25 protein-coding genes are annotated in these 26,914 nt (G+C 62.0%); 6 read left to right on the forward strand and 19 right to left on the reverse strand.

Annotated elements, in window-relative coordinates:
* Positions 1 to 123: 123 nt before the first annotated feature.
* From F6X39_RS30425 to F6X39_RS30440, 4 genes are read right to left on the reverse strand one after another with little or no spacing between them, the layout of a single operon-like run.
* Complete coding sequence (locus F6X39_RS30425; protein ID WP_187619308.1) at positions 124 to 1,188, reverse strand: WD40/YVTN/BNR-like repeat-containing protein; 1,065 nt, start codon at positions 1,186 to 1,188, stop codon at positions 124 to 126.
* A 53-nt stretch (positions 1,189 to 1,241) separates the two neighbouring features.
* Positions 1,242 to 1,436, reverse strand: a complete 195-nt coding sequence (locus tag F6X39_RS30430) for a DUF1329 domain-containing protein (RefSeq protein WP_410450554.1) — start codon at positions 1,434 to 1,436, stop codon at positions 1,242 to 1,244.
* A 49-nt stretch (positions 1,437 to 1,485) separates the two neighbouring features.
* Entirely contained in the window at positions 1,486 to 2,835 is a 1,350-nt protein-coding gene (locus F6X39_RS30435; RefSeq protein ID WP_316251739.1) for a DUF1329 domain-containing protein, read from the reverse strand.
* A gap of 14 nt (positions 2,836 to 2,849) precedes the next feature.
* On the reverse strand, positions 2,850 to 4,547 hold the full coding sequence (locus F6X39_RS30440; RefSeq protein WP_262414865.1) for a DUF1302 domain-containing protein: 1,698 nt from the start codon (positions 4,545 to 4,547) through the stop codon (positions 2,850 to 2,852).
* 1,226 nt (positions 4,548 to 5,773) lie between these two features.
* Here F6X39_RS30440 and F6X39_RS30445 point away from each other — a divergent pair.
* Positions 5,774 to 6,433, forward strand: coding sequence for a TetR/AcrR family transcriptional regulator (locus F6X39_RS30445; RefSeq protein WP_187619309.1), 660 nt, complete (start codon positions 5,774 to 5,776; stop codon positions 6,431 to 6,433).
* Between the two features lie 141 nt (positions 6,434 to 6,574).
* Here F6X39_RS30445 and F6X39_RS30450 read toward each other — a convergent pair whose 3' ends face one another.
* From F6X39_RS30450 to F6X39_RS30520, 15 genes are all read right to left on the reverse strand, one after another.
* Positions 6,575 to 7,804 (reverse strand): cytochrome P450, encoded by a 1,230-nt coding sequence (locus tag F6X39_RS30450; protein WP_187619343.1) that lies wholly within the window; start codon positions 7,802 to 7,804, stop codon positions 6,575 to 6,577.
* A gap of 71 nt (positions 7,805 to 7,875) precedes the next feature.
* On the reverse strand, positions 7,876 to 9,009 hold the full coding sequence (locus F6X39_RS30455; protein WP_187619310.1) for an acyl-CoA dehydrogenase family protein: 1,134 nt from the start codon (positions 9,007 to 9,009) through the stop codon (positions 7,876 to 7,878).
* Positions 9,010 to 9,018: 9 nt separating this feature from the next.
* Positions 9,019 to 10,227 carry an acyl-CoA dehydrogenase family protein gene (locus tag F6X39_RS30460; RefSeq protein WP_187619344.1) on the reverse strand — a complete coding sequence of 403 codons (1,209 nt, stop codon included), beginning with the start codon at positions 10,225 to 10,227 and terminating at the stop codon, positions 9,019 to 9,021.
* Between the two features lie 139 nt (positions 10,228 to 10,366).
* Positions 10,367 to 11,236: a MaoC/PaaZ C-terminal domain-containing protein gene (locus F6X39_RS30465; protein ID WP_187619311.1), complete on the reverse strand. Its 870-nt coding sequence runs from the start codon at positions 11,234 to 11,236 to the stop codon at positions 10,367 to 10,369.
* Positions 11,237 to 11,258: 22 nt separating this feature from the next.
* On the reverse strand, positions 11,259 to 12,065 hold the full coding sequence (locus tag F6X39_RS30470; protein WP_187619312.1) for an enoyl-CoA hydratase: 807 nt from the start codon (positions 12,063 to 12,065) through the stop codon (positions 11,259 to 11,261).
* Positions 12,066 to 12,081: 16 nt separating this feature from the next.
* On the reverse strand, positions 12,082 to 13,248 hold the full coding sequence (locus F6X39_RS30475) for an acyl-CoA dehydrogenase family protein (RefSeq protein ID WP_187619313.1): 1,167 nt from the start codon (positions 13,246 to 13,248) through the stop codon (positions 12,082 to 12,084).
* A gap of 34 nt (positions 13,249 to 13,282) precedes the next feature.
* Positions 13,283 to 14,437, reverse strand: a complete 1,155-nt coding sequence (locus F6X39_RS30480; protein ID WP_187619314.1) for an acyl-CoA dehydrogenase family protein — start codon at positions 14,435 to 14,437, stop codon at positions 13,283 to 13,285.
* 31 nt (positions 14,438 to 14,468) lie between these two features.
* A complete protein-coding gene (locus tag F6X39_RS30485; RefSeq protein ID WP_187619315.1) occupies positions 14,469 to 15,668 on the reverse strand; it encodes an acyl-CoA dehydrogenase family protein in 1,200 nt (399 codons plus the stop codon).
* A 43-nt stretch (positions 15,669 to 15,711) separates the two neighbouring features.
* Entirely contained in the window at positions 15,712 to 16,854 is a 1,143-nt protein-coding gene (locus tag F6X39_RS30490; RefSeq protein ID WP_187619316.1) for a CaiB/BaiF CoA transferase family protein, read from the reverse strand.
* A 3-nt stretch (positions 16,855 to 16,857) separates the two neighbouring features.
* Positions 16,858 to 17,712: an SDR family oxidoreductase gene (locus F6X39_RS30495; protein ID WP_187619317.1), complete on the reverse strand. Its 855-nt coding sequence runs from the start codon at positions 17,710 to 17,712 to the stop codon at positions 16,858 to 16,860.
* A 44-nt stretch (positions 17,713 to 17,756) separates the two neighbouring features.
* Positions 17,757 to 18,572, reverse strand: a complete 816-nt coding sequence (locus F6X39_RS30500; RefSeq protein WP_187619318.1) for an enoyl-CoA hydratase/isomerase family protein — start codon at positions 18,570 to 18,572, stop codon at positions 17,757 to 17,759.
* Positions 18,573 to 18,589: 17 nt separating this feature from the next.
* Complete coding sequence (locus tag F6X39_RS30505) at positions 18,590 to 19,396, reverse strand: enoyl-CoA hydratase/isomerase family protein (RefSeq protein ID WP_187619319.1); 807 nt, start codon at positions 19,394 to 19,396, stop codon at positions 18,590 to 18,592.
* Positions 19,397 to 19,407: 11 nt separating this feature from the next.
* Positions 19,408 to 20,208: an enoyl-CoA hydratase/isomerase family protein gene (locus F6X39_RS30510; RefSeq protein WP_187619320.1), complete on the reverse strand. Its 801-nt coding sequence runs from the start codon at positions 20,206 to 20,208 to the stop codon at positions 19,408 to 19,410.
* Positions 20,209 to 20,313: 105 nt separating this feature from the next.
* Positions 20,314 to 21,465: a thiolase gene (locus F6X39_RS30515; protein WP_090808764.1), complete on the reverse strand. Its 1,152-nt coding sequence runs from the start codon at positions 21,463 to 21,465 to the stop codon at positions 20,314 to 20,316.
* 59 nt (positions 21,466 to 21,524) lie between these two features.
* Positions 21,525 to 21,890: a Zn-ribbon domain-containing OB-fold protein gene (locus F6X39_RS30520; RefSeq protein WP_018425526.1), complete on the reverse strand. Its 366-nt coding sequence runs from the start codon at positions 21,888 to 21,890 to the stop codon at positions 21,525 to 21,527.
* A 387-nt stretch (positions 21,891 to 22,277) separates the two neighbouring features.
* Here F6X39_RS30520 and F6X39_RS30525 point away from each other — a divergent pair, with 387 nt between their 5' ends.
* The 5 genes from F6X39_RS30525 to F6X39_RS30545 are packed head-to-tail and all read left to right on the forward strand — an operon-like array spanning position 22,278 to position 26,846.
* Positions 22,278 to 23,441 (forward strand): acyl-CoA dehydrogenase family protein, encoded by a 1,164-nt coding sequence (locus tag F6X39_RS30525; RefSeq protein ID WP_187619321.1) that lies wholly within the window; start codon positions 22,278 to 22,280, stop codon positions 23,439 to 23,441.
* Between the two features lie 49 nt (positions 23,442 to 23,490).
* On the forward strand, positions 23,491 to 23,967 hold the full coding sequence (locus F6X39_RS30530; protein WP_090808761.1) for a MaoC family dehydratase: 477 nt from the start codon (positions 23,491 to 23,493) through the stop codon (positions 23,965 to 23,967).
* Positions 23,968 to 23,969: 2 nt separating this feature from the next.
* A complete protein-coding gene (locus tag F6X39_RS30535; protein ID WP_187619322.1) occupies positions 23,970 to 25,223 on the forward strand; it encodes a CaiB/BaiF CoA transferase family protein in 1,254 nt (417 codons plus the stop codon).
* Between the two features lie 38 nt (positions 25,224 to 25,261).
* Positions 25,262 to 26,026 carry a glucose 1-dehydrogenase gene (locus F6X39_RS30540; protein WP_018425530.1) on the forward strand — a complete coding sequence of 255 codons (765 nt, stop codon included), beginning with the start codon at positions 25,262 to 25,264 and terminating at the stop codon, positions 26,024 to 26,026.
* 43 nt (positions 26,027 to 26,069) lie between these two features.
* Positions 26,070 to 26,846 (forward strand): enoyl-CoA hydratase-related protein, encoded by a 777-nt coding sequence (locus tag F6X39_RS30545; RefSeq protein WP_184032198.1) that lies wholly within the window; start codon positions 26,070 to 26,072, stop codon positions 26,844 to 26,846.
* Positions 26,847 to 26,914 lie beyond the last annotated feature (68 nt).

Genomic DNA, 26,914 nt, shown 5'->3' on the forward strand with positions numbered 1-26,914 from the left:
CGGCCCTTCTCGCGGCAACCCCAGTTCTGAATTTCATTCCAGGGGAATGCCCGCTATCGGCCGTCCCCTTGGGGGACGGCCGATAGCGGGCATTCGCACGTGCGTTCCATATGTAAACAGACCCTAGCGCAACTTCGACAATGCGATCCGCGACAGGCCGGCCGCACCGGCCAGCACCGCGGTGTCGCCGCGCAGCGCCATGGCGAAGATGCCGCCTGGCTGGCTCGCGCCGAGTGTATGAAACGTTGCCCCCTGGTCGGCGCTCTCGAGCAACTCGCCCGCCTGGGTCGCGAGAATAAGGTGGCCGTTCGGCAGTTCAGCCGAAGCGAGAATGCTCGCGCCGGTCGGCAGCGTGATCTTGTCCCACGTCGCGCCGCCGTCGGTGGAGCGATACGCGTTGCCGAGCAGACCGTAGACGATCATCGCGTTGTGCGTGGAAGCGAGACCGAAGAAGCTACCCTTCGACGGCGTAGGCACCGCGACGAAACGCTGCTTGTTGGGATCGAGCTTGAGCAGCAGCCCCTGTTCGCCCGCGATATAAAGCGTGCCGTTGATACGGCGCATCGCATGCAGGTTCAATGCGTTGGGATTGTCGACGCGGTCGAACCAGGGCACCCAGCTCTTGCCGCCGTCGTCGGTATGAAAAATGATGTTGAACGAACCGATGACCCAGCCGGAACGCTCGTCATCGAACCAGACGTCGAGAAACGGACGGCCTCCCTGGTCTGCTTCAAAGCGCTCGGCCTCTTCGCGCGATGCCTTGAGATCAGGTGAATCGCCCTGTTGCTTCGCGTAGTACTCGCTCATCAGCCTGGCCGCCTGCTGGCCGTCGAGCTGTCGCGTCCAGCTATTGCCACCGTCGGTGGTATGGAGCACCTCGCCGTCGTGTCCGACCGCCCAGCCCAGCGCGGCCGACTTGAACGTAACGGCCACCAGATCGGAACTCACCGGCACCTGTACCTGGCGCCAGTGCACGGCGGCGTCGTCCGATACGAGAATTACTCCGCGCGGACCTACCGCCACCAGGCGCTGTCCGGCCTGCGCCAGCGCCATCAGCGGTTCATGCGCGGCCTGCGGGTTGATGACGGCGGGCGAGCGCATCGGGTCGGCGAATTCGGCGTAGACCGACCCGCTCGCGGCGCATGCCGCGGCGACGATCGCCAGCCAACGAAACAGGGTCTTGCGCATTGTGTCTCCTTCACAGTAACTGGCGATCGATCACGCGAACAGTTCTGAGCTTTTTATGAAAACTTCTTTGTGCGCCACGTCTTCACATTATTGCGCTGCGCCGTACCCACGTAGCGCAGTTCCCAATCCCACAACGCTTCCTGACCGTCCTTCGGCACAGGGAACGGCTTGCCGCCGAATGCGCCGGAAACGAACAGGCCATTCTTTTCGAGCTTCGCGTTCTGCGGGTGATGCGTCCCGCTAGGCAAGCCGGGCAGAACGCATCACTCGATACCTCATCCTCAACTCGGCGCGCAATTAGCGCACACCCGCGGATTGCATACGCTCCGGCGTGAAGTAGTCACTTGGGAAATTCACGTTGAAGAAAATCCCGGGCGAGTCCGCCGGATGGCTGCCGAAGATATAAATGCCGCTGTTGAAGTCGTAGAACCAGTTACCGAGCGAATACGGCACCTTGTAGTCATACGCGGGAACCGTGGTCTCAAAGCCGGCGCGATAGAGCTTGCCGGACTGGTCGTAGGCATCCATCATTCCCCCGCCGCCATCCTCGTCGAAGTACAGCGTCTTCTTGCTGTAGATGTGACGCGCGCCCGGCTTGAGCGTCAGCTCCACGACCCATACGCGGTGCAGTTCCCACCGGACATAATCGGGATTCAAGAAATGCGGCGTGGTGATCTTGCTGGCCGGCGTGTCGTACTGCTGCTTGTAGTCGTTGTACGGAATGTACATTTCCTTCTTGCCGACCAGCTTCGCGTTCCAGCGATCGATCTTGCCGTAGAACAACTGGATGTCGTCCATCGTGATCGCGCCGGAATAGCCGGGGTTCGGCGTGTCGTAGGCGAGATCGGGCGCCACGCGCACGCGGCGTTGGCCCGGGTTGTATTCCCACGATTGCTGATCGTGATCGGCCGAATCCGTGAAGTACCAGAAGAGCGTCGTGTCGCCAATCAGGCGGGCCGGTGACGCGTAGTCGTTATATACCTGATACCAGATCGCGAGGGGGCCCTTCTTGCGAAACTCCGCTTCGTCCTTCGGCTCGAAATACGGATAGAGCAGCGAACTCTTGAACTGCGCAGCAAGAATCGGCGTGCCGCTCGAATCGACGAGCCACGTCTTCACGTTGTTTTTCTGGGCCGTTCCGACGTAGCGTATTTCCCAGTCCCACAGCGCCTCCTGACCGTTTTTCGGCACCGGGAACGGCTTGCCGCCGAACGCCCCATCGATATAAAGGCCGTTTTTTTCGAGCTTGGCACTTTCCGCGTTCTTTTCCGAGTTCTGGAGATACCAGTCCGGATACGAAACCGAGCGGTGCGTCGGGTAAACGTCCATCCGGTAAGTCGGATAGCGCTTGAACAGCTCGATCGAGGCGGCACTCAGTTTGTCGGCGTATTGCTGATAGTTCTGAGCCGTGATTTGCAGAACCGGCTTTTCACCAGGAAACGGGTCGGCCCATTTTCCGGAGTCGGCCTTGAACCCGGTCGGAAAGTCCTTGATGCCCCCCGTGTATGCCGGAATCGTGCCGTCCTTGTTGCCGGCAATTTCCGCGCCGAACGGCGTGATCCCACTCTCGATCGCCAGCGTATACGGTGAGGCCCAAACCGCGGCGAGTATCGCCAGCGCCTTAAGAAGCTTTGGGAATCTTTTCACACGTGCCTCCATCATCAAAACGTTGTCTGATAGGTGATGCCGATCCACGACTTGTCGCTGTACGGTGCTCCGAGAGCCGTCGCGGCCCCCGCCGTCGAGTACCCCTTCTTGTTCATGTAGTAGGTGTAGGTAATGTCCACCTCATGCTTGTTGTAGATCGTGAAATCAAGCCCGACCACGAAGGTGTTCTGCCCCTGTGATTCGGCCGCTGGCGTGATGACAGATGAGTAGCCCTTCAGATTCAGATTAACGAACAGCGGCATCGTCAAATCAACCCCAGGGAATACCTGATACCACTGCGGGCTCGCACCAATGCCGATCCCGGCCCAGAAGCGCGTCGAGCAGTTGTTAAACGCGGAGTTGCCCGATGCCGAACATTGGCCCGTGGTGTCATAACTGGAGTTGGCAAAATTCCGCGCATTCGATTGCACGCTTAGCAGCTGGTTGAACGCGAATTCCGCCTGCAGGAACATGTTGTCCCACATGGGCGTCTTGCCGAACGACTGCGTGACGTTCAGCAGACCGTGCAGCGTGCGACCCGTCGGCGCATCGTTGACCGTCGTCGTGTTGACGGCATTGAGTGGCATGTTCCAGCGATATGACAGCTCGCCTGCCACTGCCGCGCTGCCGATCGCACTGTTGAAGCCAGCGCCGATCAGGTTCACGTCGTTGCCGTACTTCGCCGTAACACCGGGAAGGTTGGTGCCCGGGAAGAGTTCGGGTCCGGCACCCGGGAGTAGCACCGCCGCCCACGGCATCTTCATGGCGAAGTGGCGGTACGTAAATTCATAGGTCGTGGCGATCGAATCGACACGCCACTTGCCGTCGATGCCGATATCGCCGATCTGGCCTTTCGTCGGCGCGATGCGCGGAATCGCGAATGTGCCCAGCCCGGGAATGTTTTGGTAGCTGGCGATCGGAGGGCCGTAAAGAATAGGATCGGCACCGCCGAAATATGTGCCGCCTTCAGGCAGCCGATCGTGATTCCATTCGAACGTGTACTGCGCGCCGAGAGAGAACGTGTCGGTAATGCTCGTCGTCACGTTGGCCTGAGCCGTCGGCAACACGATTTCCTTGAGCGAAGCGCTCGGGCTCTGCGTCAGTTTCATCAGGTCGAGCGGCTGCTGACCGATGGCCACCGAGTTCGCGCCACCCAGCGTAGCAAACGCCGACTGCCCCCAGGTGACTGCCGTCCGGCCGAGCTTGACGTTGACAGAGTGGCCACCGAGGTCAAAAGTGTGGAACACGAACGCATCACGCAGCTCGGCGCTCGGCCCCTGGTAGTACTTCTTGATGTAGCTGGTGTACTCGTTGTTCGGATAGTTCGGAGGAAATGCAGGATTGCTCGTATTGTGATTCTTGAACGTCGGGTCGTACCACGCGTCCATACTGATGCGGAAGCCGGACGTGTCCTTGTACTTGAAATCGAATTCGCTGTAGAGGTTCAGCATCGACTGGATCGTGCTGAACTTCGGCGTCGATAGATCGCCTTCGTCGTAGGTCGGGCTGTTCGTGTAGAAGTGGCTCGGGTTCTGAAGCCGGATGCCGTAGTCCGCACGCACCGTGTTGTCCCATTCCATGTCGATGTCCGGGTTCGGCACATCGAAGTGGAAGGCGTTGGCGTTCGCGCTCCACAACCCGCACGCTGCAGCGATGCAGGTCGCGTGCACGCCAAGGCTGATCGCACTTGGCTTTAGACTCTTCTGTTTCATGCGTCTCCTCTTGTCTTTGTCGCGCTGCCGCAGAAAAGGCCCAGGCCGTTGGACTGCCGCAGACTTTTGCAATGAAGCGAAACCGGCCTCCCTACCTCGTCAGCATCGCGCCTCAGTTACCTCCCACAGCGTCACCATAATGCGAATGCTGTTCGGAAAGATAAACGCTCGAAACTCGACTGTCAACGCTCGCTCACCCCTAAGCGATGCAATTTTCCGAACGACGTTCAAAATGCGGGGTAAACGTGGATTTGAGTTTGGTGATGAACTCGAAGCGGTCCGCGCATGGCCAGGGTCGCAGTGGTGCCCAATGCGTGCAGAGCGCGTGACGCTGACGAGACAGTGGCGACGCTTGCATTTGCGAGGTGTCCGATTCGACTGCGCAGATTGACGATGCAAACCAGCGAAAGCAGGACGAATCGCAGAAGCAGCCGAAAACGCTTGTGCGATCGGATCAGTTTCCTTTGCAGTCCTTTTGTATAGGCTGGTCATGGACCACGATCAGACGAATCCCTTATCCCGTTCCTGCGTAGAAGTGCCTTTCTGGTTTGCGGGGAGGAGGCGGGAACACGCGCCATGCCCCGTCGTCGTGCCGAAAGAAGAATATCGCTAGGGAGTTCTCAGCGGCGGACGACCGCGCAAGTACACACCTCGTCTGGCCTGAATTTGCGAAAGTACATCGGGTGATGTGCACCGAGGTGGTTGCAGTGGGCGCAATCCACTTGTCGATCAGCCAACGCAAAGAACCTTCCCCAACCTTCATGTCCAGCTCCTTCTACGGCCTGTGCGCGCTGCTGACATCACAACCACGAACGCAAATTGGCGACTCTAACCGGCCAACCCCAAACCCTGCGAATCTGCTGCTTCGGCTTGCGACACAGCGGGAATGGTCGGGTTCCGGCGTAATGTGTCGGTTGACTAAATAGTAGTAGTCAGCCGACCCATTATCAAGCCCAGATGACACCAGGGGAAATGCTGGTATGGACAAACCTACCCTTTATTCGGGTAGGATATGTGATGTCGCGAGTGACTGAATCAGACTTTATCTAAAAGATAATTAGTCAACAGACGCATCTTTATTCGTCATCTGACTATCATCAGATTAATGTCGGCGCTGCCCGATCAGGATCGAACGGCGCTCGTATCAGGCAGGGTATAGCCCGCAGATACACATCCCGGACTGGCAACAAGCGAGAGGACAGCAGACGCCAAGGAGAGCACAACAGATGAAAGACCTGACCATCTCATCGGCAGACCTCGGCAACACGGCAGCAGACGGGCCCAAACGGCGCGGGAACAGAACGACCCGCGTGCCCGCCATCATCGAAGTGGCGATCGAGGTCTTCGCATCCGAAGGTAACGCTGGTTTCACTCAACGCCGCATTGCCAGCGAGGCAGGGATTCGACTGAGGACCTTGCAGCACTACTTCAGCACTCGCGAAGAACTATTGCGGGCCACGATCGAGGCATACACGGATCGCTATTTCGAGCACTATCGGACGATCGCCCAAGACAAATCCCGGTCACCGGAAGCGCGACTGGATGTCATCGTCGACGAGGCGTTCTCCGTACTGACGGCGAGCGGCGGAAACCGCGTTAGCGCCTTTGTGCTGGAATGCTGGAGCCTCGCAGAGCATGAGCCCTTTCTGCATGCCCTGATGGCGAAATCTACTGCGGATTTTCAGGGTCTCCTCGCGGAACTGATCGCGCAGATCAACCCAACCTTGCCCTCGGGAGAATGCACGTTGCGCGGCGCCCTACTCCTTTCACATCTGCACGGTCTGGTCGTCTTTCTTCGCCGGTCCGGCGCGGACACATTTAATGCGGACTCGTTCCGTCACGCCATGAAGGTCGTCTGGCGAGCGTTGAGCAAGGCATCTCCATAAAACTGCAAGGCAGTTGCTTGTGCCAGAATCGCGCCCGGATGGAGCGGTCGGCGCGCCATGTGACGGGCGCACCGAGCCGCGGGTCCCCTTCTACAGACGCACATGGTCGCAATGGCTTGCTCAGGCCATTGTGACCGATCCTCAGCGGACCACGTCCCAGACAAGAGGCAAGTGGTATAGCGTGCCGTTCACACCTCCGTGGACACCCGCTTTCTCGCCAGGCTTGATCTGGAAATCGGGAATCCGCTTAAGCCATTCCTGAAGGAAAACCTTCAACTCCACGCGCGCAAGGAACGAGCCGGGACAACGATGCGCGCCATTGCCGAACGTCGAATGAATCGGCGTAGGCCGAGCGAAATCGACGCTCAGCGGATCGTCGAACTTCCTCTCGTCCAGACCGTGCAGTGTGGTCGGCATGATGATCATGTCACCCTCCTTCATCTGCACGCCCTTGTACTCGAAATCGTGTGTGATCCGCCGCCCTTGATTGACCACCGGGAAGCGCCGCAGAAGCTCGTCCACGGCCTTCTGCGTCAGTTCGGGGTTGTCGATGAGCTGCTTGCGGTGGGCCGGGCTCCCGGCGAGGAATCGCGCGATAAAGCCCATTGCCGAGGCAACCGTGTCGAGGCCGCCAATCAGCACGAGACCACAGAGCCCCCGCACTTCTTCGTCGGTGAGCGCGCGCCCGTCGATCTTCGAATGGACAATCTTGCTGATGAGATCGTCACCCGGGTTCGCGCGGCGTTCCGCAATCTTCACCCCCAGGTACTGAAAAATCGCACCGAGCGCCTTGAGCTTCTCGTTCGCATCGACCGGGCGGACCATCTTGTCAGCGAGGCCGAGCAAGTACTCGCGATCCTCGGCGGGCAGCGCCACCATGTTCATGAAAATGCCGATCGGAAGATGCTGCGCAAACCCCGATACGAATTCCACCTCGCCCTTAGGATAAAAGCCGTCGATCAATTCGATCGCCATTTCGCGCGCCTTCTCCTCGAGCTTGCCGATTGCCTGCGGCATGAACGCGGGCGCGATCAGCGCGCGATAGGCGGTGTGCTGCGGAGGATCGAAGAAGATCGGCGGCAACGGTTGATGCTCGACGAGCGGCACTGTCAGCTGCTTCGACGAGAAATTCTCGTAGTCCTTGAGGATGTGATAGATGTCATCGCCGCGCGTCGCGATCCAGTGTCCGCCGTTGCGGGGTGTCCAGAGAATGTCGGGAATGCCTTCGGCGTGCAACTGCTTGAGCGAGAGATGGTAGTCGTCTTCGGCACCCGGCGGATTGTAGATATCGATGTCGAACACGCGTTCAGGCAATACGTGCGCGGGAATTGGCGCCAGCTCCGGAGTCGCGCCATGAGAAGCTACTGACATCAGTTGTCTCCTTTCTTCAAATCGACCGGCATGTGCGGTCGGGGCCATTCTTGTCGTCTGATTAACTGCAATTACAGGAACGCGCCGTACAGCTCGATATGGTGTTCGGTGTTTCCCCAAGTCATGTCGATGCAGGTGAGCCGCTTCACGTACCACCCCACCGCCAGTTCGTCCGTCATGCCCATCCCGCCGTGCAGTTGTACCGCTTGCTGAGCGACGAAGCGTGCACTACGGCCAATCAGCGCCTTTGCGGCAGTCACAGCACGATGGGCTTCCAGCTCGTCGTCATCGCCAAGTTTCGCCGCCGCAAAGTAGACCATCGATTTCGCCTGCTCTACGGCGGTCAAAATATCGGCGGCGCGATGCTGCAGCGCCTGGAATTTGCCGATCGGCGAACCAAACTGCTTTCGCGTGCGCAGGTATTCAAAGGTCAGATCGCTCAGCCGCGACATCGCGCCGACCGCTTCCGCGCACAGCGCAAAAATGCCTTGATCGACGGCCCATTCGAGCAACGGGTAGCCCTGATCGACGGCGCCGATGACAGCCGTTACACCGACGCGCACGTCGTCCAGCACCACCTCGGCGACACGCTGCCCGTCGAGTGCCGGAAATCCTTTGACACTCACGCCTTGCGTTCGCGCATCGACGGCGAAGAGTGTGATGCCGTGCTTGTCGGTCTGCTCGCTTGCGGTACGCGCCGAAACCAGCAGAATGTCCGCGCTGTCGCCGTGCAGTACAACGCCTTTGCGTCCATTCAGGATGAACCCGTCACGCGTTGGCTCGGCCCTCGTCGCAACGTTCCACAAATCGAAACGCGCACCAGGTTCGAGCGTCGCGAGCGCGGTCTTCAGGCTGCCGTCGGCGATACCGGCCAGCAGTTCGGCCTTGCGCGACTCGTGTCCTGCGCGCCCGATCAGCTTCGCGCCGATCACGGCCGTCGAAACAAACGGCTCCAGTACGAGCCCACGGCCGAAGGCCTCCATCACGAGCATGGTCTCGACCGGGCCCGTGCCAAGGCCGCCATGATCCTGCGGCACGTTCAGCGCCAACACGCCCATTTCGGCCATCGTAGTCCAGTGCGCAGCCGACCAGCCCTCGGGAGTAGCGGCGAGACGGCGCCTCGCCTCGAAGTCGTATTCCTTTTCGACGAAACGGCCGACCACGTCGGCCAGCATCTGTTCCTCTTCAACCAGCGTGAAGTCCATGGCGTGTCCTCAGATGCCGAGCGCCTGCTTGGCGATGATGTTTTTCTGCACTTCAGTCGAACCGCCGTAGATCGAAATCTTGCGCCAGTCCAGGTAGTGCGCGGCCAGCGCGTTGAGCAGCTCGCCGTTCGCGGTTTCGCCGCGCCAGTCCGCCTCCAGCGCTTCGCTTACAAAAGGCACCGCATAGGGGCCTGCGCATTCCATGATCAGCTCCGTAAGCTCCTGCTGAATCTCCGAACCGCGGATTTTCAGCACCGAAGCCTCCGGTCCGATGGGACGTCCCGCAGTTTCGGCTGAGACGACGCGCAGCAGCGACCATTCGTGCGCGACCAAATCGATTTCCACCCTGGCGATGCGATCGCGAAAGCGAACGTCCTCGATGAGAGGCTTGCCGTGCTTACGCTCGGTGCTGGCAATCTCCTTCAGACGTCGCATGAAACGCTTGCAGTTGCCGAGGCCGGCGATGTTGGTCCGCTCGTGGCCGAGCAGATACTTGGCGATCGACCAGCCGCGATGCTCCTCACCGACGAGATTGCTCACTGGCACTGCCACATTGTCGAAGAACACTTCGTTGACGTCGTGGCCGCCGTCAAGCGTGCGGATGGGTCTGACCGTCATGCCGGGCGTCGACATATCGATCAGCAGGAACGAGATGCCTTCCTGTGGGCGGCCGCTGCCATCCGTGCGGACCAGGCAGAAAATCCAGTTCGCCCATTGGGCAAACGAGGTCCAGATCTTCTGGCCGTTGACGACGTAGAACGGTTGACCGTCGCGCTCGACGCGGTCCGCACGCGTCTTGAGCGACGCCAGATCGGAACCCGCACCCGGCTCGGAGTAACCCTGACACCACCAGTCCTCCATCGAGATGATGCGCGGCAGGAACCGTTCGCGCTGCGCGTCGGTGCCGAACTTCTGGATTACAGGTCCAACCATCGAAAGGCCAAACGGCACCTGGCGCGGCGCGCCGGCGGTAAAGCATTCCTCGTCGAAAATGTTGCGCTGCGCGGCATTCCAGGCGGCGCCGCCGAAGTGCGCGGGCCATGCAGGTGCGCCCCATCCCTTCCCGGCCAGAATGCGTTGCCAGCGCACGTAGTCTTCGCGCGGCACATGGCGGAAGTTCAGCACCCGTTCACGAATGTCGTCGGGCAAATGAGTCGCTACGAATTCGCGCACCGTGGCGCGAAATTCCTTGTCGGCGGGACTCTCTTTCAGGTCCATTTCAGCCTCCCGCCGGGCCGCCCCCAAGGGAGGCTGAAGCCCCCCCGGGGGGCCGCGAACAACAGTGAGCATGGGGGTCGTTTCATTTCAGGCTCCAGTCGCGGCCCGGCAAAGCACGTCGGCGCTGCCGGGCGCGGTTTCAGGCAATTTCCACGATTCCGTTGTTCAGCACCACCACATCGCGTGCGTCGACGCGCGCCCGCAGATGCAGACGCGTGTCACCGTCCCGCCAGAACTGGAAGCGCACTTCTTCGCCGGGGTACACCGGCGCGGTCAGGCGCAAGGCGAGTCGCTTCAGACGCTTTGCGTCGTTGCCCGCGAAGGTGCGAATCGCGGCGTAACCCGCCATGCCATAGGTCGCGAGGCCGTGAAGAATGGGCCGGTTGAATCCGGCTTTCGACGCCACCTCCGGGTCCGCGTGCAGGGGGTTGGCGTCGCCCGAAAGGCGGTAGATCAACGCTGCATGCGCGCCGGTCGAAAACACGTATTCCGCGTCCGGGGCGCGCTCCGGCACAGCCGGAAGCGCTTCGGGCGGCGCGTCGCTCGCGCCCGACTCGGCGCTGAACCCTCCGTCGCCGCGCAGAAAGGACACCTGCCGGACTTCGGCAAATTGTTCGCCCGTCGAGGCGTCGATGATGTCACGCTTGAGTTCGACGATCGCGCCCTTGCCCGCGCCCTTGTCCGAGATGCGGCTCACCCGCGTCTTGCTGACGATGGTCGCTGCAACCGGCATCGGGCGCATGAAGCGAACGTCCTGCTCACCGTGCACGAGCTTCAGGTAGTCGATGCCCGTACGCGGATCGCGCATCCACGATTTCGGCCACGCGAACGCGGCCGCGCAAGTCGGCATCGCTTGCAGGTCCTTTTCATATACGTAGCGCAGCTGTTCTGCGTCCAGCGGGTCTGCGCCCAACCCGAGACCCAGCGAATACAGCATCACGTCGCGCTCGCTATATGTCTGCGTGACATCTTCGATCGGCCAGTTCTTGACGACTTCGTAGTTCAGCATGAGGTGGTAGTCCTATGTGTGCTCAGTAGTCCGTGAAGTTGGGCTTGCGCTTCTCGAGAAAGCTCGCCATGCCTTCCTTGTAGTCATCGCACTGGTTGGCGATCGGCATGTCCAACCCGGCGTGTATCACCGCCTCGTGGGGCGTCTGGAACGGCACCTCCCAGACCTGCTCCTTCATGATGCGCATCGAGCGCGGCGAGCAGTACTCCGCCATTTCACGCGCGTACGCATAGGTCTCCTCGACGAGCTTGTCCGCCGGAATTGCCCGATTCACGAGTCCCATACGTTCGGCTTCGCGCCCCTTGATCTTGCGCCCCGACAGCAGCAGGTCGAGCGCGTGTGCCTGGCCGACGTGACGCGCGAGTATCCAGGCCATGCCGTATTCCGCGCTCAGGCCGCGGCGCGCGAATGCCGTCGTGATGGTCGCGTCTTCGGACGCAAAGCGGATGTCGCAGAAAAGGGCGTGGATCAGGCCAATGCCGACAGTGGCGCCGTTGAGCATCGCGATCACCGGCTTCGGAATGGCCGGGTAGTAAGAGCAGCGCGTTTGCCAGTCGGCGCGCTTGCGCATATCGAACGGACGCGGGAGCTTCGTCATGAGCGCGGCGGGATCACCGCCGAAGCTGTGAATATCGCCGCCCGCGCAAAACGCCTTGCCCGCGCCGGTGAAAACGATCACGCGCACGCCATGGTCCGCGCCCGCCGCTTGCATCGCCTCGTACACTTCGGTCGCCACCTGGTCGTTCCAGGTATTCATGTGTTCCGGACGGTTCAGCGTGATCGTCGCTACCCGGTCCTTGACGTCGTACAGAATGGTCTGGAAGCGCATCAGATCCCTCCAAAGCTCAGAATGAACGCGGCAGGTCGAGCACGTGCTCGGCGACGTAGGACAGAATCAGGTTCGTCGAAATCGGCGCCACCTGATAGAGCCGGGTTTCGCGGAACTTGCGCTCGACATCGTATTCGCAGGCGAAACCGAAGCCGCCATGGGTCTGCAGACAGGCATTCGCGGCTTTCCACGAAGCCGTGGCCGCGAGATGCTTCGCCATGTTCGCTTCCGCGCCGCACGGTTGATGGTTGTCGAACAGTTCGCAGGCCTTGTAGCGCATCAGATCCGCCGCGCGCACGTCGATGTAGGCCTCGGCGATCGGGAACTGGATGCCCTGGTTCATACCGATGGGCCGGTCGAACACGATACGCTCGCTGGCGTACTTCGACGCGCGCTCGACGAACCAGTAGCCGTCGCCGATGCACTCGGCCGCGATCAGTGCGCGCTCGGCGTTGAGTCCGTCGAGGATGTACTTGAAGCCCTTGCCTTCCTCGCCAATCAGGTTCTCTTCAGGAATCTCCAGATTGTCGAAGAACAGTTCGTTCGTCTCGTGATTGACCATGTTCGGAATCGGCCGCACGGTCAGCCCATTGCCGATAGCCTGGTGCAGGTCCACGAGAAAGCACGACAGCCCATCCGACTTCTTCTTCACGTCCGACAACGGCGTGGTGCGTGCGAGCAGGATCATCATGTCCGAATGCTGCACGCGTGATATCCACACCTTCTGGCCGTTCACCACGTACCGGTCGTCTCTTTTTACAGCAATGGTCTTCAGCTTCGTCGTGTCCGTTCCGGTGGTCGGTTCGGTCACAGCCATCGATTGCAGACGCAATTCTCCGCTCGCGATCTTCGGCAGGTATTTGCGCTTTTGCGCCTCCGAGCCGTTTCTGAGCAGCGTATTCATGTTGTACATCTGGCCATGACAAAAGCCAGAGTTGCCGCCGTTGCGGTTGATCTCCTCCATGATCACGGACGCCTCGGTCAACCCGAGACCTGAGCCGCCATACTCCTGAGGGATCAGCGCGGCCATCCAGCCGGCCTTCGTCAGCGCGTCCACAAACGCCTCGGGATAGACGCGCTCATGATCGATACGGCGCCAGTACTCGTCCGGGTACGCCTTCGAGAGGTCGCGCAAGGCGTCGCGCAGTTCCTGATATTGATCGGGTGGGGAAATTCGGCTCATGAATGGTTTCCGTTTGCTTGGCTGGACGCGCGGCTCACGCTGCTGCATCGATCAGTCCGCCTGCATTGGCGAGCTGGGTCAGATGATGTTCGGTCGAGCCGAACTGGATATCGATCACGCTCAGGCGTCTCAGGTAGTGACCGATCTTGCACTCCTCGGTGATCCCGATGCCGCCGTGCAATTGCACGCCTTGTTGACCGACGAAGCGGCCCGAGCGCCCGATCTGCACTTTCGCCGCCGACATACTGCGATCGCGTTCCGCCGCGTCCGGCTCCTCGCTCATCATGGTCGCGAAGAGCGCCATGCTGCGCGCCTGCTCCACCATGACGAGCATGTCGACTGCACGATGCTGGAGCGCCTGGAATGATCCGATAGGCACCCCGAACTGCTTGCGGACCTTCAGGTACTCCACGGTTTCTTCGTGCGCAGCTGCCATTGCACCTACGGCTTCCGCGCTCACCGCCGCGATCGCGTGCGCAATGACCGTTTCGATGAGCGGCAATGCAGCGCCCGCCACGCCCAGAACGTCGCTATCCGGAACGCGCACCCCCGACAACTCAACGTCGGCCGCACGCAGTCGGTCTTGCGTCGGATACGGGTGGCGCTTCACGTCCTCTGCGTCGCCCCTGACCACGAACAGCCCGATGCCGTCACGCTCGCGCCTGCCACCGGACACGCGCGCCGACACCACGAGAAGATCGGCGCTGCCGCCGTGGAGCACAACGCGCTTGGCGCCGTCGAGCACCCAGCCGGCGGCTTCGCGCCGTGCGGTGGTCGCAACGTCCGCGAGGTCGTACCGCGCCTGTGCCTCGCTGTGCGCGAACGCCATCTGCAACTCGCCCTGCGCAATCTGCGGCAGAATCGCCGCGCGTTGCGCCGCGTTGCCGCCAAGCCGCACCAAGCCGCCGCCCAGCACGACCGTCGCAAGATACGGTTCGACCGCGAGAGCGCGCCCCAACGCCTCCATCACGATCATCGTTTCGACAGGGCCGCAGTGGCTGCCGCCGTATTCCTCGTCAAACGAAAGGCCCAACAGGCCCATGTCGGCGTAACGCGCCCAAAGCTCGCGGCTGAAACCGTCCGGCTCAGCGAGATACTTCGCGCGCTGCTCGAATCCATACTCGTCTTTGACGAGCCGGTCGACGCTGTCCTTGAGCATGCGTTGCTCATCGGTGAAATCAAAGTCCATATCTGATGCTTCTCCGCAGTTCGCCCGTCGCTCAAAGTCCGAGTACGGACTTGGCGAGAATGTTCTTCTGAATCTCGTTGGAGCCGCCCACGATCGAGACGTGGCGCGCGAAGTAGTGATTCGGCGCAACGGTGAGCGCCCATTCGGGTTCGCGAACCGGATCGGCAAGCCCACGCAGGAAGTCGAGGTCGAGCGGTAGAGCATCCGGCCCTGCCACCTCGAGGAGCAATTCAGCCGAGAGTTGCTGCAGCTCCGAACCCTTGATCTTCAGAATCGAAGTCTTCGGGTCGGGCACGTGGCTCTGCTGCGCGCTGCTCTCGGCGATCACGCGCATCTGCGTCATCTCCAAGGCCTTCAGTTCCACCTCGACAGCCGCGACACGTTCACGAAAACGCGGGTCGTCCCACAGCACACCGTCGCCGCAGGGCACGCGCTTCGCAAGATCCTTCGCGTGACGCACGCGCATCTTCGAAACGCCCACGCGCGCAATGCCGCTGCGTTCGTTGCCAAGGAGATACTTCGCGTAGTCCCAACCCTTGTTTTCCTCGCCAATGCGATTCGCAACCGGCACGCGCACGTTGTCGAAGAACACCTCGTTGGTTTCATGGTGGCCGTCGATCGTGACGATCGGGCGCACGGTCAGGCCCGGCGTCTTCATGTCGATCAGAAGGTACGTGATGCCCTGCTGTTTCTTGCCGCTCGAATCCGTGCGTACGAGACAGAACATCCAGTCCGCGTGATGCGCCGTCGAAGTCCAGAGCTTCTGGCCGTTGATGACATAGTGGTCCCCGTCGCGCACCGCCTGGGTTCGCAGCGCGGCCAGGTCCGAACCGGCGCCGGGCTCGGAGAATCCCTGGCAGAACCAGTATTCGAGGCTCGCGATGCGAGGCAGGAAATGGCGCTTCTGCTCCTCGCTGCCGAACGCGATCAAAACCGGACCGATCATGTTCACGTTGAATGACAGCGTCTCGGGCGCCGGGGCCATGTGCAGCTCTTCCTTGAAGATGTATTGCTGCACCGCGCTCCAGCCCGTCCCGCCCCACGCCTTGTCCCATGCTGGCGTCGCCCAGCCGCGCTCGTAGAGCATGCGTTGCCAGCGGCGCAGGTCGGCCGCCGAATAGCGCTGCCCCAAGGTCGCTTTGCGTCGGATGTCGGCCGGCAGCGCTTCCTTGAAGAAGGCTCTGACCTCATTGCGGAACGCCAGCTCTTCGTCGGTATATCGCAGATCCATGAGTGTCTCGTTTCGTCTTTATGGGTCGCCTGTCGGGCGCGGCTCAGGCCAGCGTTCCCGCTTCTTTCAACTCGCCAATGCGGCCCGGTTCGAGCCATGCCGCCAGCGCGGCGTCGATCGTGGTGGCGTCCGGTGCCTCGGGCGCCGTCGGCTTCGCGGGCACCGTGGCGGAGAAGCGCGGCGCCGGCGCGGGCTGCACGATGCCGTCCACTTCGATGAACGTGCCGCGCGCCTTCAGATGCGCATGCCCGGGTGCCTCGGTCCACGACAGAACCGGTGCGAAGCACGCGTCCGTGTGTTCGAGCAAGGTGGTCCATTGCTCGCGTGTGCGTCGCTTGAATTTCAGCGCGAACAGTGCGCGCGCGGCGGGCCAGTTGCTTGCGTCGAGCTGCGTACCCAGCGTTTGCGGATCGATGTCGAGCAGGCGGAGGAGTTCGAGATAGAACTTGTCCTCGATGGGGCCGACCGTAATCCACTTGCCGTCCGCGCATTCATAAACGTCGTAGAAGTGCGATCCCGAATCCGTGATATTCGTCCCGCGCCCGTCGCGCCAGATGCCGGCAGCCTGCATGCCGAAGAACGTGGTAGCAAGATTGGCCGTGCCGTCGACGATCGCGGCATCCACGATCTGTCCCGCGCCGCCGTTGCGCGCATGCAGGATCGCCGACAGGAGCCCCATTGCAAGGTACAGCGAACCGCCCGCATAGTCGCCGATCAGATTCAGCGGTATCGACGGTGGCTGATCGCGGCGGCCAATTGCGTTGAGGACGCCGGTGATCGCGATGTAGTTCAGGTCATGCCCGGCGTACTGCGCGAGCGGACCTTCCTGGCCCCATCCCGTGATGCGTCCGTAAGCGAGCTTCGGATTGCGTTCGAGGCAGGCCTGCGGACCCAGTCCGAGCCGCTCGGTCACGCCGGGTCGGAAACCTTCTATCAGGGCATCGGCGCGCTCCACCAGCGTGAGCACGAGTTCGACGGCCTCGGGGTCTTTCAGGTCGAGCGTAATCGTCTTTCGGTTGCGCAGCAACAGGTTGTAGCGCAGCGGACGCTCGATACCGAGCTTGACCGGCTGGCGACGTTCGATGCGCAACACCGTCGCACCCAGATCGGCGAGCAGCATCGCCGCCATGGGCCCCGGGCCGATGCCGGCCAGCTCGATGATTCGAACTCCTGCAAGCGGACCCATGGTTCAACCCTTGCGAGCGTGGGCGCGCATGGCGTCCCACTGCTCGTCGGTCCAGTCCTGCATCGCGCGGAAGGTCGGGCCGCCCACCCCCTGCATCCAGCGGCCGCCGTCGATCACGATCATGTCGCCGGTGATGTAGCCGGAGCCATTGGACGCCAGATACGCGTAGAGATTGGCAAGTTCCGCGTGATCGCCGAAGCGCCTCAGCGGCACCGAGCGCTCCTGCGGCTCGACCTGCGAGCCCGGCGGGTACAACTGCTCCCATGCGCCCGGCGTCGGGAACAGTCCGGGCGCCACCGCGTTCAGGCGAATGCCCTTCGGGCCCCACTCGACCGCAAGGCTGCGGGTCATGGCGAGAATACCCGCCTTCGCGGCCGCGGACAGCACGGTAAAGGCCGAGCCGGTCATCGTGGGCGTCGATACGGTACTGATCACGTTGCCCGGGTGACCCGCGTCGATCCAGCGCTTGCCCGCCGCGATCGTGCAATAGAAGCTGCCGTGCAGCACGATGTCGAGCACCGCATCCACCGCGCGCGCCGACAGGCTTTCCGTGCGCGCGATGAAGTTGGCCGCCGCGTTGTTCAGCAATACGTCGAGCGGACCATCGCGCCAGATGGTCTCCATCATCGACTCGACGGACTCGGCGCTGCGCACGTCCGCCTGCACCGTCGTGACACGCGCGCCAGGCACGACGCCGCGAAACTCGTCGGCCGTCGCGTCCAGCACTTCCTTGCGGCGACCGCAGATGACGAGATCGGCGCCCAGTTCGAGGTAGCGCAGGCCGATACTCTTACCAAGGCCGGTGCCTCCTCCGGTGATGAGGATTCGTTTGTTCTTCAGCAGGTCAGGCGTAAACATATGCGTTGAACTTCCAGTAGGGACAGCAACGGAGAATGGCGGCGTCAGGCACCCGTGAAAACCGGCTTGCGTTTTTCCATGAAGGCCGTCACCGCCTCCGCGTGGTCGCTCGTTTGACGGGTCAGCGGATTGAGGTCAGTTTCGAGGCGGCATGCGTCTTCGATCGAATTGCCCGCATTGACGAGGCTCGCCTTCAGGAGCGCCAGCGTCACTGGCGGATAGTTCGCGAAGCGCGCCGCGGCCTCGATCGCCGCATCGAGCGCGCCGCCGCTCGCGACCACCTCGCTGACCAGGCCGATGCGGCGCGCCGCGGCCGCGTCGATGACATCGCCTTTCAGCATCAACTCACGCGCCTTGCTGCCGCCGACCTTTTGCGGCAGCGTCCATAGAATTCCCGTGTCGGGAAGCAGTCCGACCTTGCCGAACGCACATGAGTACCTCGCGGTATCGGCACCGACCACGACATCGCATGCAGCGGCCAGCGACAGCCCCGCTCCATAGCACGTGCCCTCCACCGCCGCGACGACCGGCTTCGCGCCCGTATAAATCAGCTTGAACAGACGCACGCCTACCGCGATACGCTCACGAAGCGCCAGCAACCGTAGAGTGGTCGCGTGCATTTCGGACAGGTCGCCGCCCGCGCAAAAATGGCCGCCCGCGCCTGTCAGCACAATGGCGCGCGTTTGCGGATCGTCGTGCATCAGCCGGTGCAAGACCTCGGTCAGCGCAACGCGCATCCTCATGGAGAACGCGTTGCGGCGCTCGGGATAGTTCATCGTGACAATGGTCACGTCGCCTTGACGGCGCACCTGCACGATCTCGTCGGCGCCCGCGGCTTTTTCCTTCTGCTCGATACTCATCGCATTGCTCCCCGCGCTCACTCACCCGTGAAGACCGGTTTGGTCTTTTCCATAAACGCCTTGCAGGCAGCCTGATGGTCTTTCGACTGACGCAGGATGGGCTGATAGTCGATCTCGGCTCGCAGCGCGCCTTCCATGGTCGTCGCGGCGTTGGTCAGCGCGTCCTTCAGCAGCGCCACGCCGAGCGGCGGCAAGTCGGCAAGACCGCGCGCAACTTCGATTGCCTTTGCGCGCGCAGTACCCGGCCCGACGACTTCGTTAGCAAGGTGAATCGTGCCGGCCTTGTCGCCGTCGATTTCAGTGGCGAGCGAGAGCATCTCCCTCGCGCGAGCCATGCCGATCCGCTTCGGAAGCGTCCACAGAATACCGGTGTCCGGAATCAGGCCGACGCGCAGAAACGCCGCGCAAAAGCGTGCATTCGACGCAGCCACGACATAGTCGGTCGCGACCGCGAGCGACAGCCCGGCGCCGAAGGCTACGCCTTCCACGGCCGCCACGACCGGCTTGGGTCCCGCCTGCATTTCACGCACTACCACGCACGACTCCGCCAGAATCTCGCGGCTCTGCAGGATCGTGCGCTGCGTCATCTCGGAGATGTCGGCGCCGGCGCAAAAGTGCTCGCCCGCGCCCGTCAGGACGATTGCCCGCGAGCCCGGATCGTCGACCATCAGCCGATGCATCGTGTCGCGCAACAACTGACGCATCTGACGTCCCATCGCGTTGCGGCGTCGGGGATTGTTTAGCGTCACGATCGCGACCGGTCCCTCGCGGGTCACCTCGATCAGCGACGTTGTATCGTTTTCTGCCGTTTCTTTTTCGCTCATGTTGGCTTCCTTCAGTCGGCCACGAACACCGGCTTGCGCTTTTCCATGAAGGCGCTCACGGCCTCCTGGTGTTCGCGGCTGCGGCGCAGGATGGGCTGCAGGTTGACTTCCGCTTCGATGGCGTCGTCGAGCGTACGGATGCCCGTCGCGAGCGCGGCCTTCAGGTGCGCGGTGGCCACCGAGGGCAGTTCCGCGTACTGTTGCGCCACCTTCGAGGCCGCGTTCAGCGCCTCCCCAGGCTCGACGACCTGATTGGCAAAACCGGTCTCGCCCGCTTCGACGCCGTTGAACTCACGAGCACTCAGCATGAGCTCGCGTGCAAGGCCGCCGCCCACGCGCTGCGTCAACGACCAATAGAGCCCCGTATCGGGCAGCAGCCCGACCTTGACGAACGCGCTCGCATAGCGCGCAGCCGATGATGTGACGACATAATCGCAAGCAGCGGCGAGCGACAGACCTGCGCCAAACGCAAACCCTTCGACGGCGGCGACGATCGCTTTCGGGCCTTCCACCATCAGTCTGAAAATATCGAGCGGCAGTTCATTGCGCTGTCGATACTCGAGCACCTTGCGCGCCTGCATCTCCGAGATGTCCCCACCCGCGCAAAACGTATTGCCCGCGCCGGTCAGTACGATCGCACGGCAGGCTTCCTCATGATGCATCAGGCGATAAAGCTGCGCGTACAACGTCTCGCGCATCTTTAGCGAAAACGCGTTTCGCCGTTGGGGATAGTTCAATGTGACGATCGCGATTGCACCGTCTTGCCGGACCTGTACGATCTCTGCTGCATCGTTGCTGGTCTCTTCGCTCATCTGTCCGTCTCCTGTCGATCGGGGTTAGCGCTTTCGCGCTTACTCCGATCCCATGCAAAGCTGTTGACAGTGACCCTGGCGGGCGGCGTGTCCCACAGCGTGTCTTTACAGGGTTTCCTGCGTCCCGAGAATCACCGTGGCCTGGCTCGAGAGCACACCACCGTTACCGTGCGCGATCGCCAGCTTCGCACCGGGTATCTGGCGCTCACCAGCGCGGCCCGTCAACTGCCGCATCGATTCTTCCATCAGGAACAGCCCATACATGCCGGGGTGAACGCAGGACAAACCGCCGCCGTTCGTGTTGACCGCGAGCCGGCCGCCCGGCGCGATGCCGCCGTCCGAAACGAAGCGGCCGCCTTCGCCTTTAGGGCAAAAGCCGAGGTCTTCGAGAAACAGAATGGTGTTGATCGTGAAGGCGTCGTACAGCATCGCGACGTCGATATCGTTCGCCTTCACGCCCGCCATTTGATACGCACGCCTGCCCGATTCCGCTGCGGCAGTCACCGTGAGATCCGGCATGCTCGCGATTTCGCGGTGCGAAGTGGCCGAGGCCGCGCCGAGCAGATACACCGGCTTGTCGGTGAGATCACGCGCTCGATCGGCGCGCACCATGACGATCGCTGCCGCGCCATCCGTCACGAGGCAGCAATCGCGCACGGAAAGCGGATCCGACACGAGGCGCGCGCCCATCACGTCGTCGATCGACATGGGCGTGCGCATATACGCATCCGGATTCAGTTGCGCCCACTTGCGCGCGGCGACGGCCACCTCGGCCAGATGCTCACGCTTCGTGCCGTACTGATGCATATGACGCGCCGCCGCAAGCGCATACGACGATACCGGATTCATCGGCTTATACGGGCTCTCCCACGGCGAAGGACGCGACGACTGCACGAGCTTGCCCGCCGCGCTGCGCTGATTGCTCCCATATGCAATCAAGGCAACATCGATCTGTCCCGTACACAACGCCATGGCCGCCGTGTGCGCGTAGATTTCGAACGCCGATCCGCCGCTTCGGTTGTTGTCGGTGAACTTCGGGTTAATACCGAGGTATTCGGCAAACGTGAGACCCGACAGCATGTCGTCCGGCGTGCACACGAAAAGGCCGTCTACATCGCCAGGCGTAAGTCCCACCTGGGCGAGCGCGTCGACGGACGCACGCGCAGCAAGGTCCAGCGACGACAAGCCAGGTGCTTCCCCCATCCCATAGGTGGCGCCTGCCACCAGTGCGGTACGCCCGCGCAAGTTGAATTCCATTCGATCTACCTTTCATCGGTGTGACCGGCTGTTGACGGCCGGCTGCGGGTTAGCGGGCGTCAGGCTGGTTCGAACACAAGCAATGCCGCATCCCCTCGGTACACGATCTTCGCCTGCACCGGCATGCCAATGCGCACGGCCTCCGGCTCGATGCCCTCCACACAACTCAGCATGCGCACACCTTCTTCCAGATCGATCACTGCGACGTTGTAGCTGGGCGTGGGCGATTTCTGGCGCACCACGGTAGTGGAATAAACCGTCCCCTTCCCACAGGCTTCGACCCACTCCAGATCGCGCATCCCGGTAACCGGCTCAGCCACCCGCGGGTAGAAGACATAGCGGCCGCTGCCGCGGCTGCGCTGGATCATCAAGCGGCCCTCGGCCAGGAATTTCTGATAATCGACTTCAGGACAAAGAGAGTCCATTCCCCGCTCCTCCAAATCGTTTTGCCATGGGCTCGCGCCGAATCGAGCCGCTCTGTCGGGCCAAAATGGAACAAATAACCGAACACTGTTCCAAATCTTAAACGCACTGGAAGCGCGCTGTCAACGGCGGGAAAGCCCTGCCGTGCCCCGCCGCGCAAGGCTGAAACTACATCCCGACCAAATTCCCGACGCACCTCGGACAAACCCGCGGGAGCCGGTTTCAGCGCTTGACGATCACCTGGCCCTTCGTTTACTTTATCGAACATTGTTCATAAACGTGAAGACTTCGAATGTGATCAGGACGTGGTCGGCGGGGGGCGACGTATCCCGACTCCGGAGACGAATCCGGAGGCCGGCCCGAAAAAACCGTTAGCAAGAGAGCTCGAAGTGACATACGAACTAACAGACGACCAGCTTCAGATTCGCGACCTCATCCGTCGCGTCGCACGGGAGCGCGTGGCGCCGCGGGCCGACGAGATCGACCGTACGGCCGGGTATCCGCACGACATGTACGCACTTCTTAAGGAACTCGGCCTCTTCACGTTGCCGTTTCCTGAAGCGTACGGCGGCGCCGGGAGTTTGATGTCGGCCTGCATCGCGGTCGAGGAGTTCGGGCGGGTTTGCTACAACACGGGCTATCTGCTGGTCGTGCAATGGACACCCTTCGGAGCCATTCTTGAAGGCGGCACGGAAGAGCAGAAGGCCCGCCTTCTGCCAGGGCTCGCCTCCGGTGACTTACGCGGTGCTCTCTCCATTACCGAAGCGCAAAGCGGCTCCGACGTTTCGGGCATTCGCACGACAGCGCGCCGCAAGAACGGCGGCTATGTGCTCAACGGCTCGAAGATCTGGTGCACGAATTCGCATATCGCCGACTTCATTCTCGTCGCCGCCAGGACGCTCGACGAGGAAGGACAGGCGCTGGGGATCAATCTTTTCATCGTCGATCGCAACACGCCGGGCCTGACGATCGGCAACGAAGAAGACAAGATGGGCGCGCGCGGCGTGGCGTCGTGCCCCCTTTACTTCGACGATGCCTTCATCCGCGCGGAAGACCGTCTCGGGCCGGAAGGCGGCCAGGGGTTCAAGGTGGCAATGGAGGCGCTCAACACGAGCCGTCCCATCGTGGCCGCGCGCGCGGTTGGCATCGCGCAGGGCGCGATCGATCACACCGTCAAATTCATTCAGGACCGCGTTGCATTCGGCCAGAACATCAGCAACTTTCAGGGTGTGCGCTGGATGATCGCTGACATGGTCACCCAGACCGAGGCCGCGCGCCAACTCGTCTATCGCACGGCGTCGCTCGTCGATGCGGGCGTTAGCGGCCGTGAACTCGCCCCAATGGCGGCGATGGCGAAGATGTTCGCGTCGGATGTCGCCATGAAGGTCGCGACCGATGCCGTGCAGCTATTCGGCGCCGCAGGCATCTCCAACGAGTACCCGATCAACCGTTATTTCCGCGACGCGAAGGTGGTGCAGATCATCGAAGGCACCAACCAGATCCAACGCAACATCGTCGCGGACAGCGTGCTGGGCCGCATCAAGAAGAACTGACAACGACAGCTCAGCTAACAGCCGAGCCGACAACGACAGAGGACAGGCAATGGAAGAAATCGAAACGGTTGGTCTGGGAATTCACTGGGAGGACCTGCCCGTTGGACGCAAGTTCAAGACCGTGGGCCGCACGGTGACCGAAACGGATGTCGTGAATTTTGTTTCGGTGACCGGCATGCTGGAAGTTCTGTTCACCAACACCGAGTTTCTTCGCGAGCAGTCGGCCATCAAGGGGCGCGTCGCGCCGGGCGCGCTGGTCTTCACGCTGATGGAAGGGCTGCTCACGCAGGCCACCATGCAGGGCGTCGGCTTCGCGTTCCTCAACATGGAACTCGACATCAAAGGCCCGACCTATGTGGGCGACACGATTCACGTGGAATGCGAGGTGATCGAATGCAGGCCTAGCAAGGGGCGCCCCGGACTTGGGCTGGTGCGCACCCGTAACCGCGTGATCAGGCAGGACGGCACGGAAGTGATGGTGTACACGCCGCTCAGGCTCGTTAAAGGCAAGGAGTACAAGGCCTGAGCATGGACAATCCCCAACAACCCCTCGAACCGGCGACCGGCCCGTTAGCCGGTGTCCGCGTGATCGACCTGACCATCAACGTGCTCGGTCCGGTCGCCACGCAGCTACTCGGCGACATGGGCGCGGACGTCATCAAGATCGAACCGCCCGAAGGCGACCAGAACCGCAAGAATGGCCCTGGCCGCAATCCCGACATGGCAGTGTTCTATACGATCATGAACCGCAACAAGCGCAGCGTGATCCTGAACCTGAAGCAGGCCGAATGCCGCGAAGCGCTGCTCAAGCTCGTCGAGACCGCCGACGTCATCGTGCACAGCATGCGCCCGAGTGCCGCCGAGCGCCTCGGCATCGACTATGAAACCGTGCGGGCGCGCAACCCACGCATCGTGTACGCGTCGGGTGCCGGCTATCGAATCGACGGACCCTACAAGGACCGCCCCGCTTTCGACGACGTGATTCAGGGCGAAACCGGCATTGCCGCGATGAACCGCGACGCGGACGGCTCGCCGCGGTACTTCCCCACCGTGATCGTCGACAAGTTCTGCGGCTACGTGCTGGCGTCGTCGATCGGCATGGCGCTCTATCACCGCGAGCGGACCGGTGTCGGCCAGCTCGTCCATGTGCCGATGTTCGAAACGATGCTGCAATTCAATCTTTTCGAGCATCTTTGGGAAGGTGCGCTGGGCTCCAATGACGGAACCGGCCTGGGCTATCCGCGCATGTTCTCGCCGCACCGCCGGCCCTACGCGACAAAAGACGGGCATATCTGCCTGCTCGCCGTGAATAACGAGCAATGGCGCCGCGTGCTGTGCGCAATCGATGCAGCGCATCTGCTCGACGACCCGCGCTTCCACCACATGGCCGAGCGCATGCGCAACATCAGCGAGCTGTATCGCATCGTCGGCGACGCCATCCGCAAGAAGACAACTGCGGAATGGAATGCGATCTTCGCCTCGGCGGACGTGCCGCACGGTCCCGTGCGCGACCTGAAAGACCTGATGCACGACACGTACATCAAGGAGACCGGGTTCTTCCAGCGCTTCGAGCACCCGACCGAAGGCGACATGGTCATGACCTCGATACCGGTGCACTTCTCCGAGTCGCCCGGCAACGTTCGCTATCTGCCGCCGAATCTCGGCGAGCACAGCATCCAGGTTCTGGTCGAAGCGGGATATAGCGCGGACGAAGCGAGCGCGCTCCTCGCCCGGGCCACAGGAAGGGGCGAAGCCGTATCGGAAGCGCTGAGCAAGGATTAACTGGCGCGGCAGCGCCTCGCACATCACGGAGGGAATCAATGAAGGGGCTCAAGGAGAAGGTCGTCGTCGTCACTGGCGCGGCAGGTGGGATCGGAACCGCCATCAGCAGACGATTCGGCGACGAAGGTTCGACCGTCGCGCTGTTCGACCTGAACGAAGAAGGCGCCGTGCGTGTCGCGGCGGAAATCGAGGCGGCGGGCGGCAAGGCGCGAGCCTACCGCGTCGACATCACGGATCACGAAGGTGTGCATGCTGCGGTGGCGAGAGTCGAGGAAGAACTGGGACCGATCGAGGTTCTCGTGAACAACGCCGGCTGGGACATGGGTGCGTTCTTCCTGCAAACCGAGAAACCGTTCTGGGACAAGGTGGTGGCAATCAATCTGTACGGACCGCTGAACATGCACCATGCCGTGCTGCGACGGATGGCCGAACGTGGCCGTGGCCGCGTCGTCAACATCTCGTCGGATGCGGGACGCGTGGGCTCCTCGATGGAAGCGGTGTACTCGTTCTGCAAAGGCGGCCTCATCGCCTTCACGAAGACGATGGCACGCGAAATGGCCCGCCAGATGATTCCCGTCAACGTCGTTTGCCCCGGCCCGACCGCGACCCCGCTTCTCGACAACCTCGCGCAGGGCGAGAAAGGCGAGCGCATCAAGGCCGCCCTCGTGAAGGCCGTGCCGTTCGGCCGCATGGGCGAACCTGGCGACATCCCGGGGGTGGTGGCCTTTCTCGCGAGTGACGACGCCGCGTTCATCAGCGGTCAGGTCATCAGCGTGTCGGGCGGTCTGACGATGGCTGGATAAACGGCTCCGCGAACGCAATCAACCAACAACATTGGAATACGACATGGAATTCAAGGACATCGGCTATCAGGAGGCGGACGGGGTCGCGACGATCACCATCAATCGCCCGAAGGTGTACAACGCATTCAGCGCCAACACCGTTGAGGAGCTCATCAAGGCCTTCGGCCTCGCGGGATGGAACAAGGATATCGGCGTCGTGGTGCTCACGGGCGCCGGCGACAAGGCGTTCTGCACGGGCGGCGATCAGTCCGGCGACGGCTACAACGGGCGCGGCACCGTCGGTCTGCCGATCGAGGAACTGCAAAGCATCATCCGCGACATTCCGAAGCCCGTGATCGCACGCGTGAACGGCTATGCAATCGGCGGCGGCAACGTGCTGGTGACGCTCTGCGATCTCGCCATCGCTGCCGAGACCGCGGTCTTCGGTCAGGTCGGCCCGAAGGTCGGGTCGGTCGATCCGGGCTTCGGCACCGCCTACCTCGCGCGCATCGTCGGCGAGAAGCGCGCGCGCGAAATCTGGTACCTGTGCCGCAAATACAGCGCGAAACAGGCGCTCGACTGGGGTCTCATCAACGCCGTCGTACCCGCGGAACAACTCGACGCCGAAACGAAGAAGTGGTGCGACGAGATTCTGCAGATGAGCCCCACCGCTATTGCGCTCGCCAAGCGCTCGTTCAATATCGATACCGAGAACATCCGCGGCATCGGCGCGTTCGCGATGCAGGCGCTGGCGATGTACTACGACACCGACGAATCGAAGGAAGGCGGCAATGCGTTCCGCGAAAAGCGCAAGCCGGAGTTTCGCAAGTACGTGAAGTGACCGGCGGAAATGCCCGCGGGGCGACGCTCAGCGTCGGCGTCGCCCTTTGCGCATACGCGCGCCGAAGT

Origin of the sequence: Paraburkholderia sp. UCT2 (genome assembly GCF_014397665.1) — a bacterium.
In the GTDB taxonomy this organism is placed as follows: domain Bacteria; phylum Pseudomonadota; class Gammaproteobacteria; order Burkholderiales; family Burkholderiaceae; genus Paraburkholderia; species Paraburkholderia tuberum.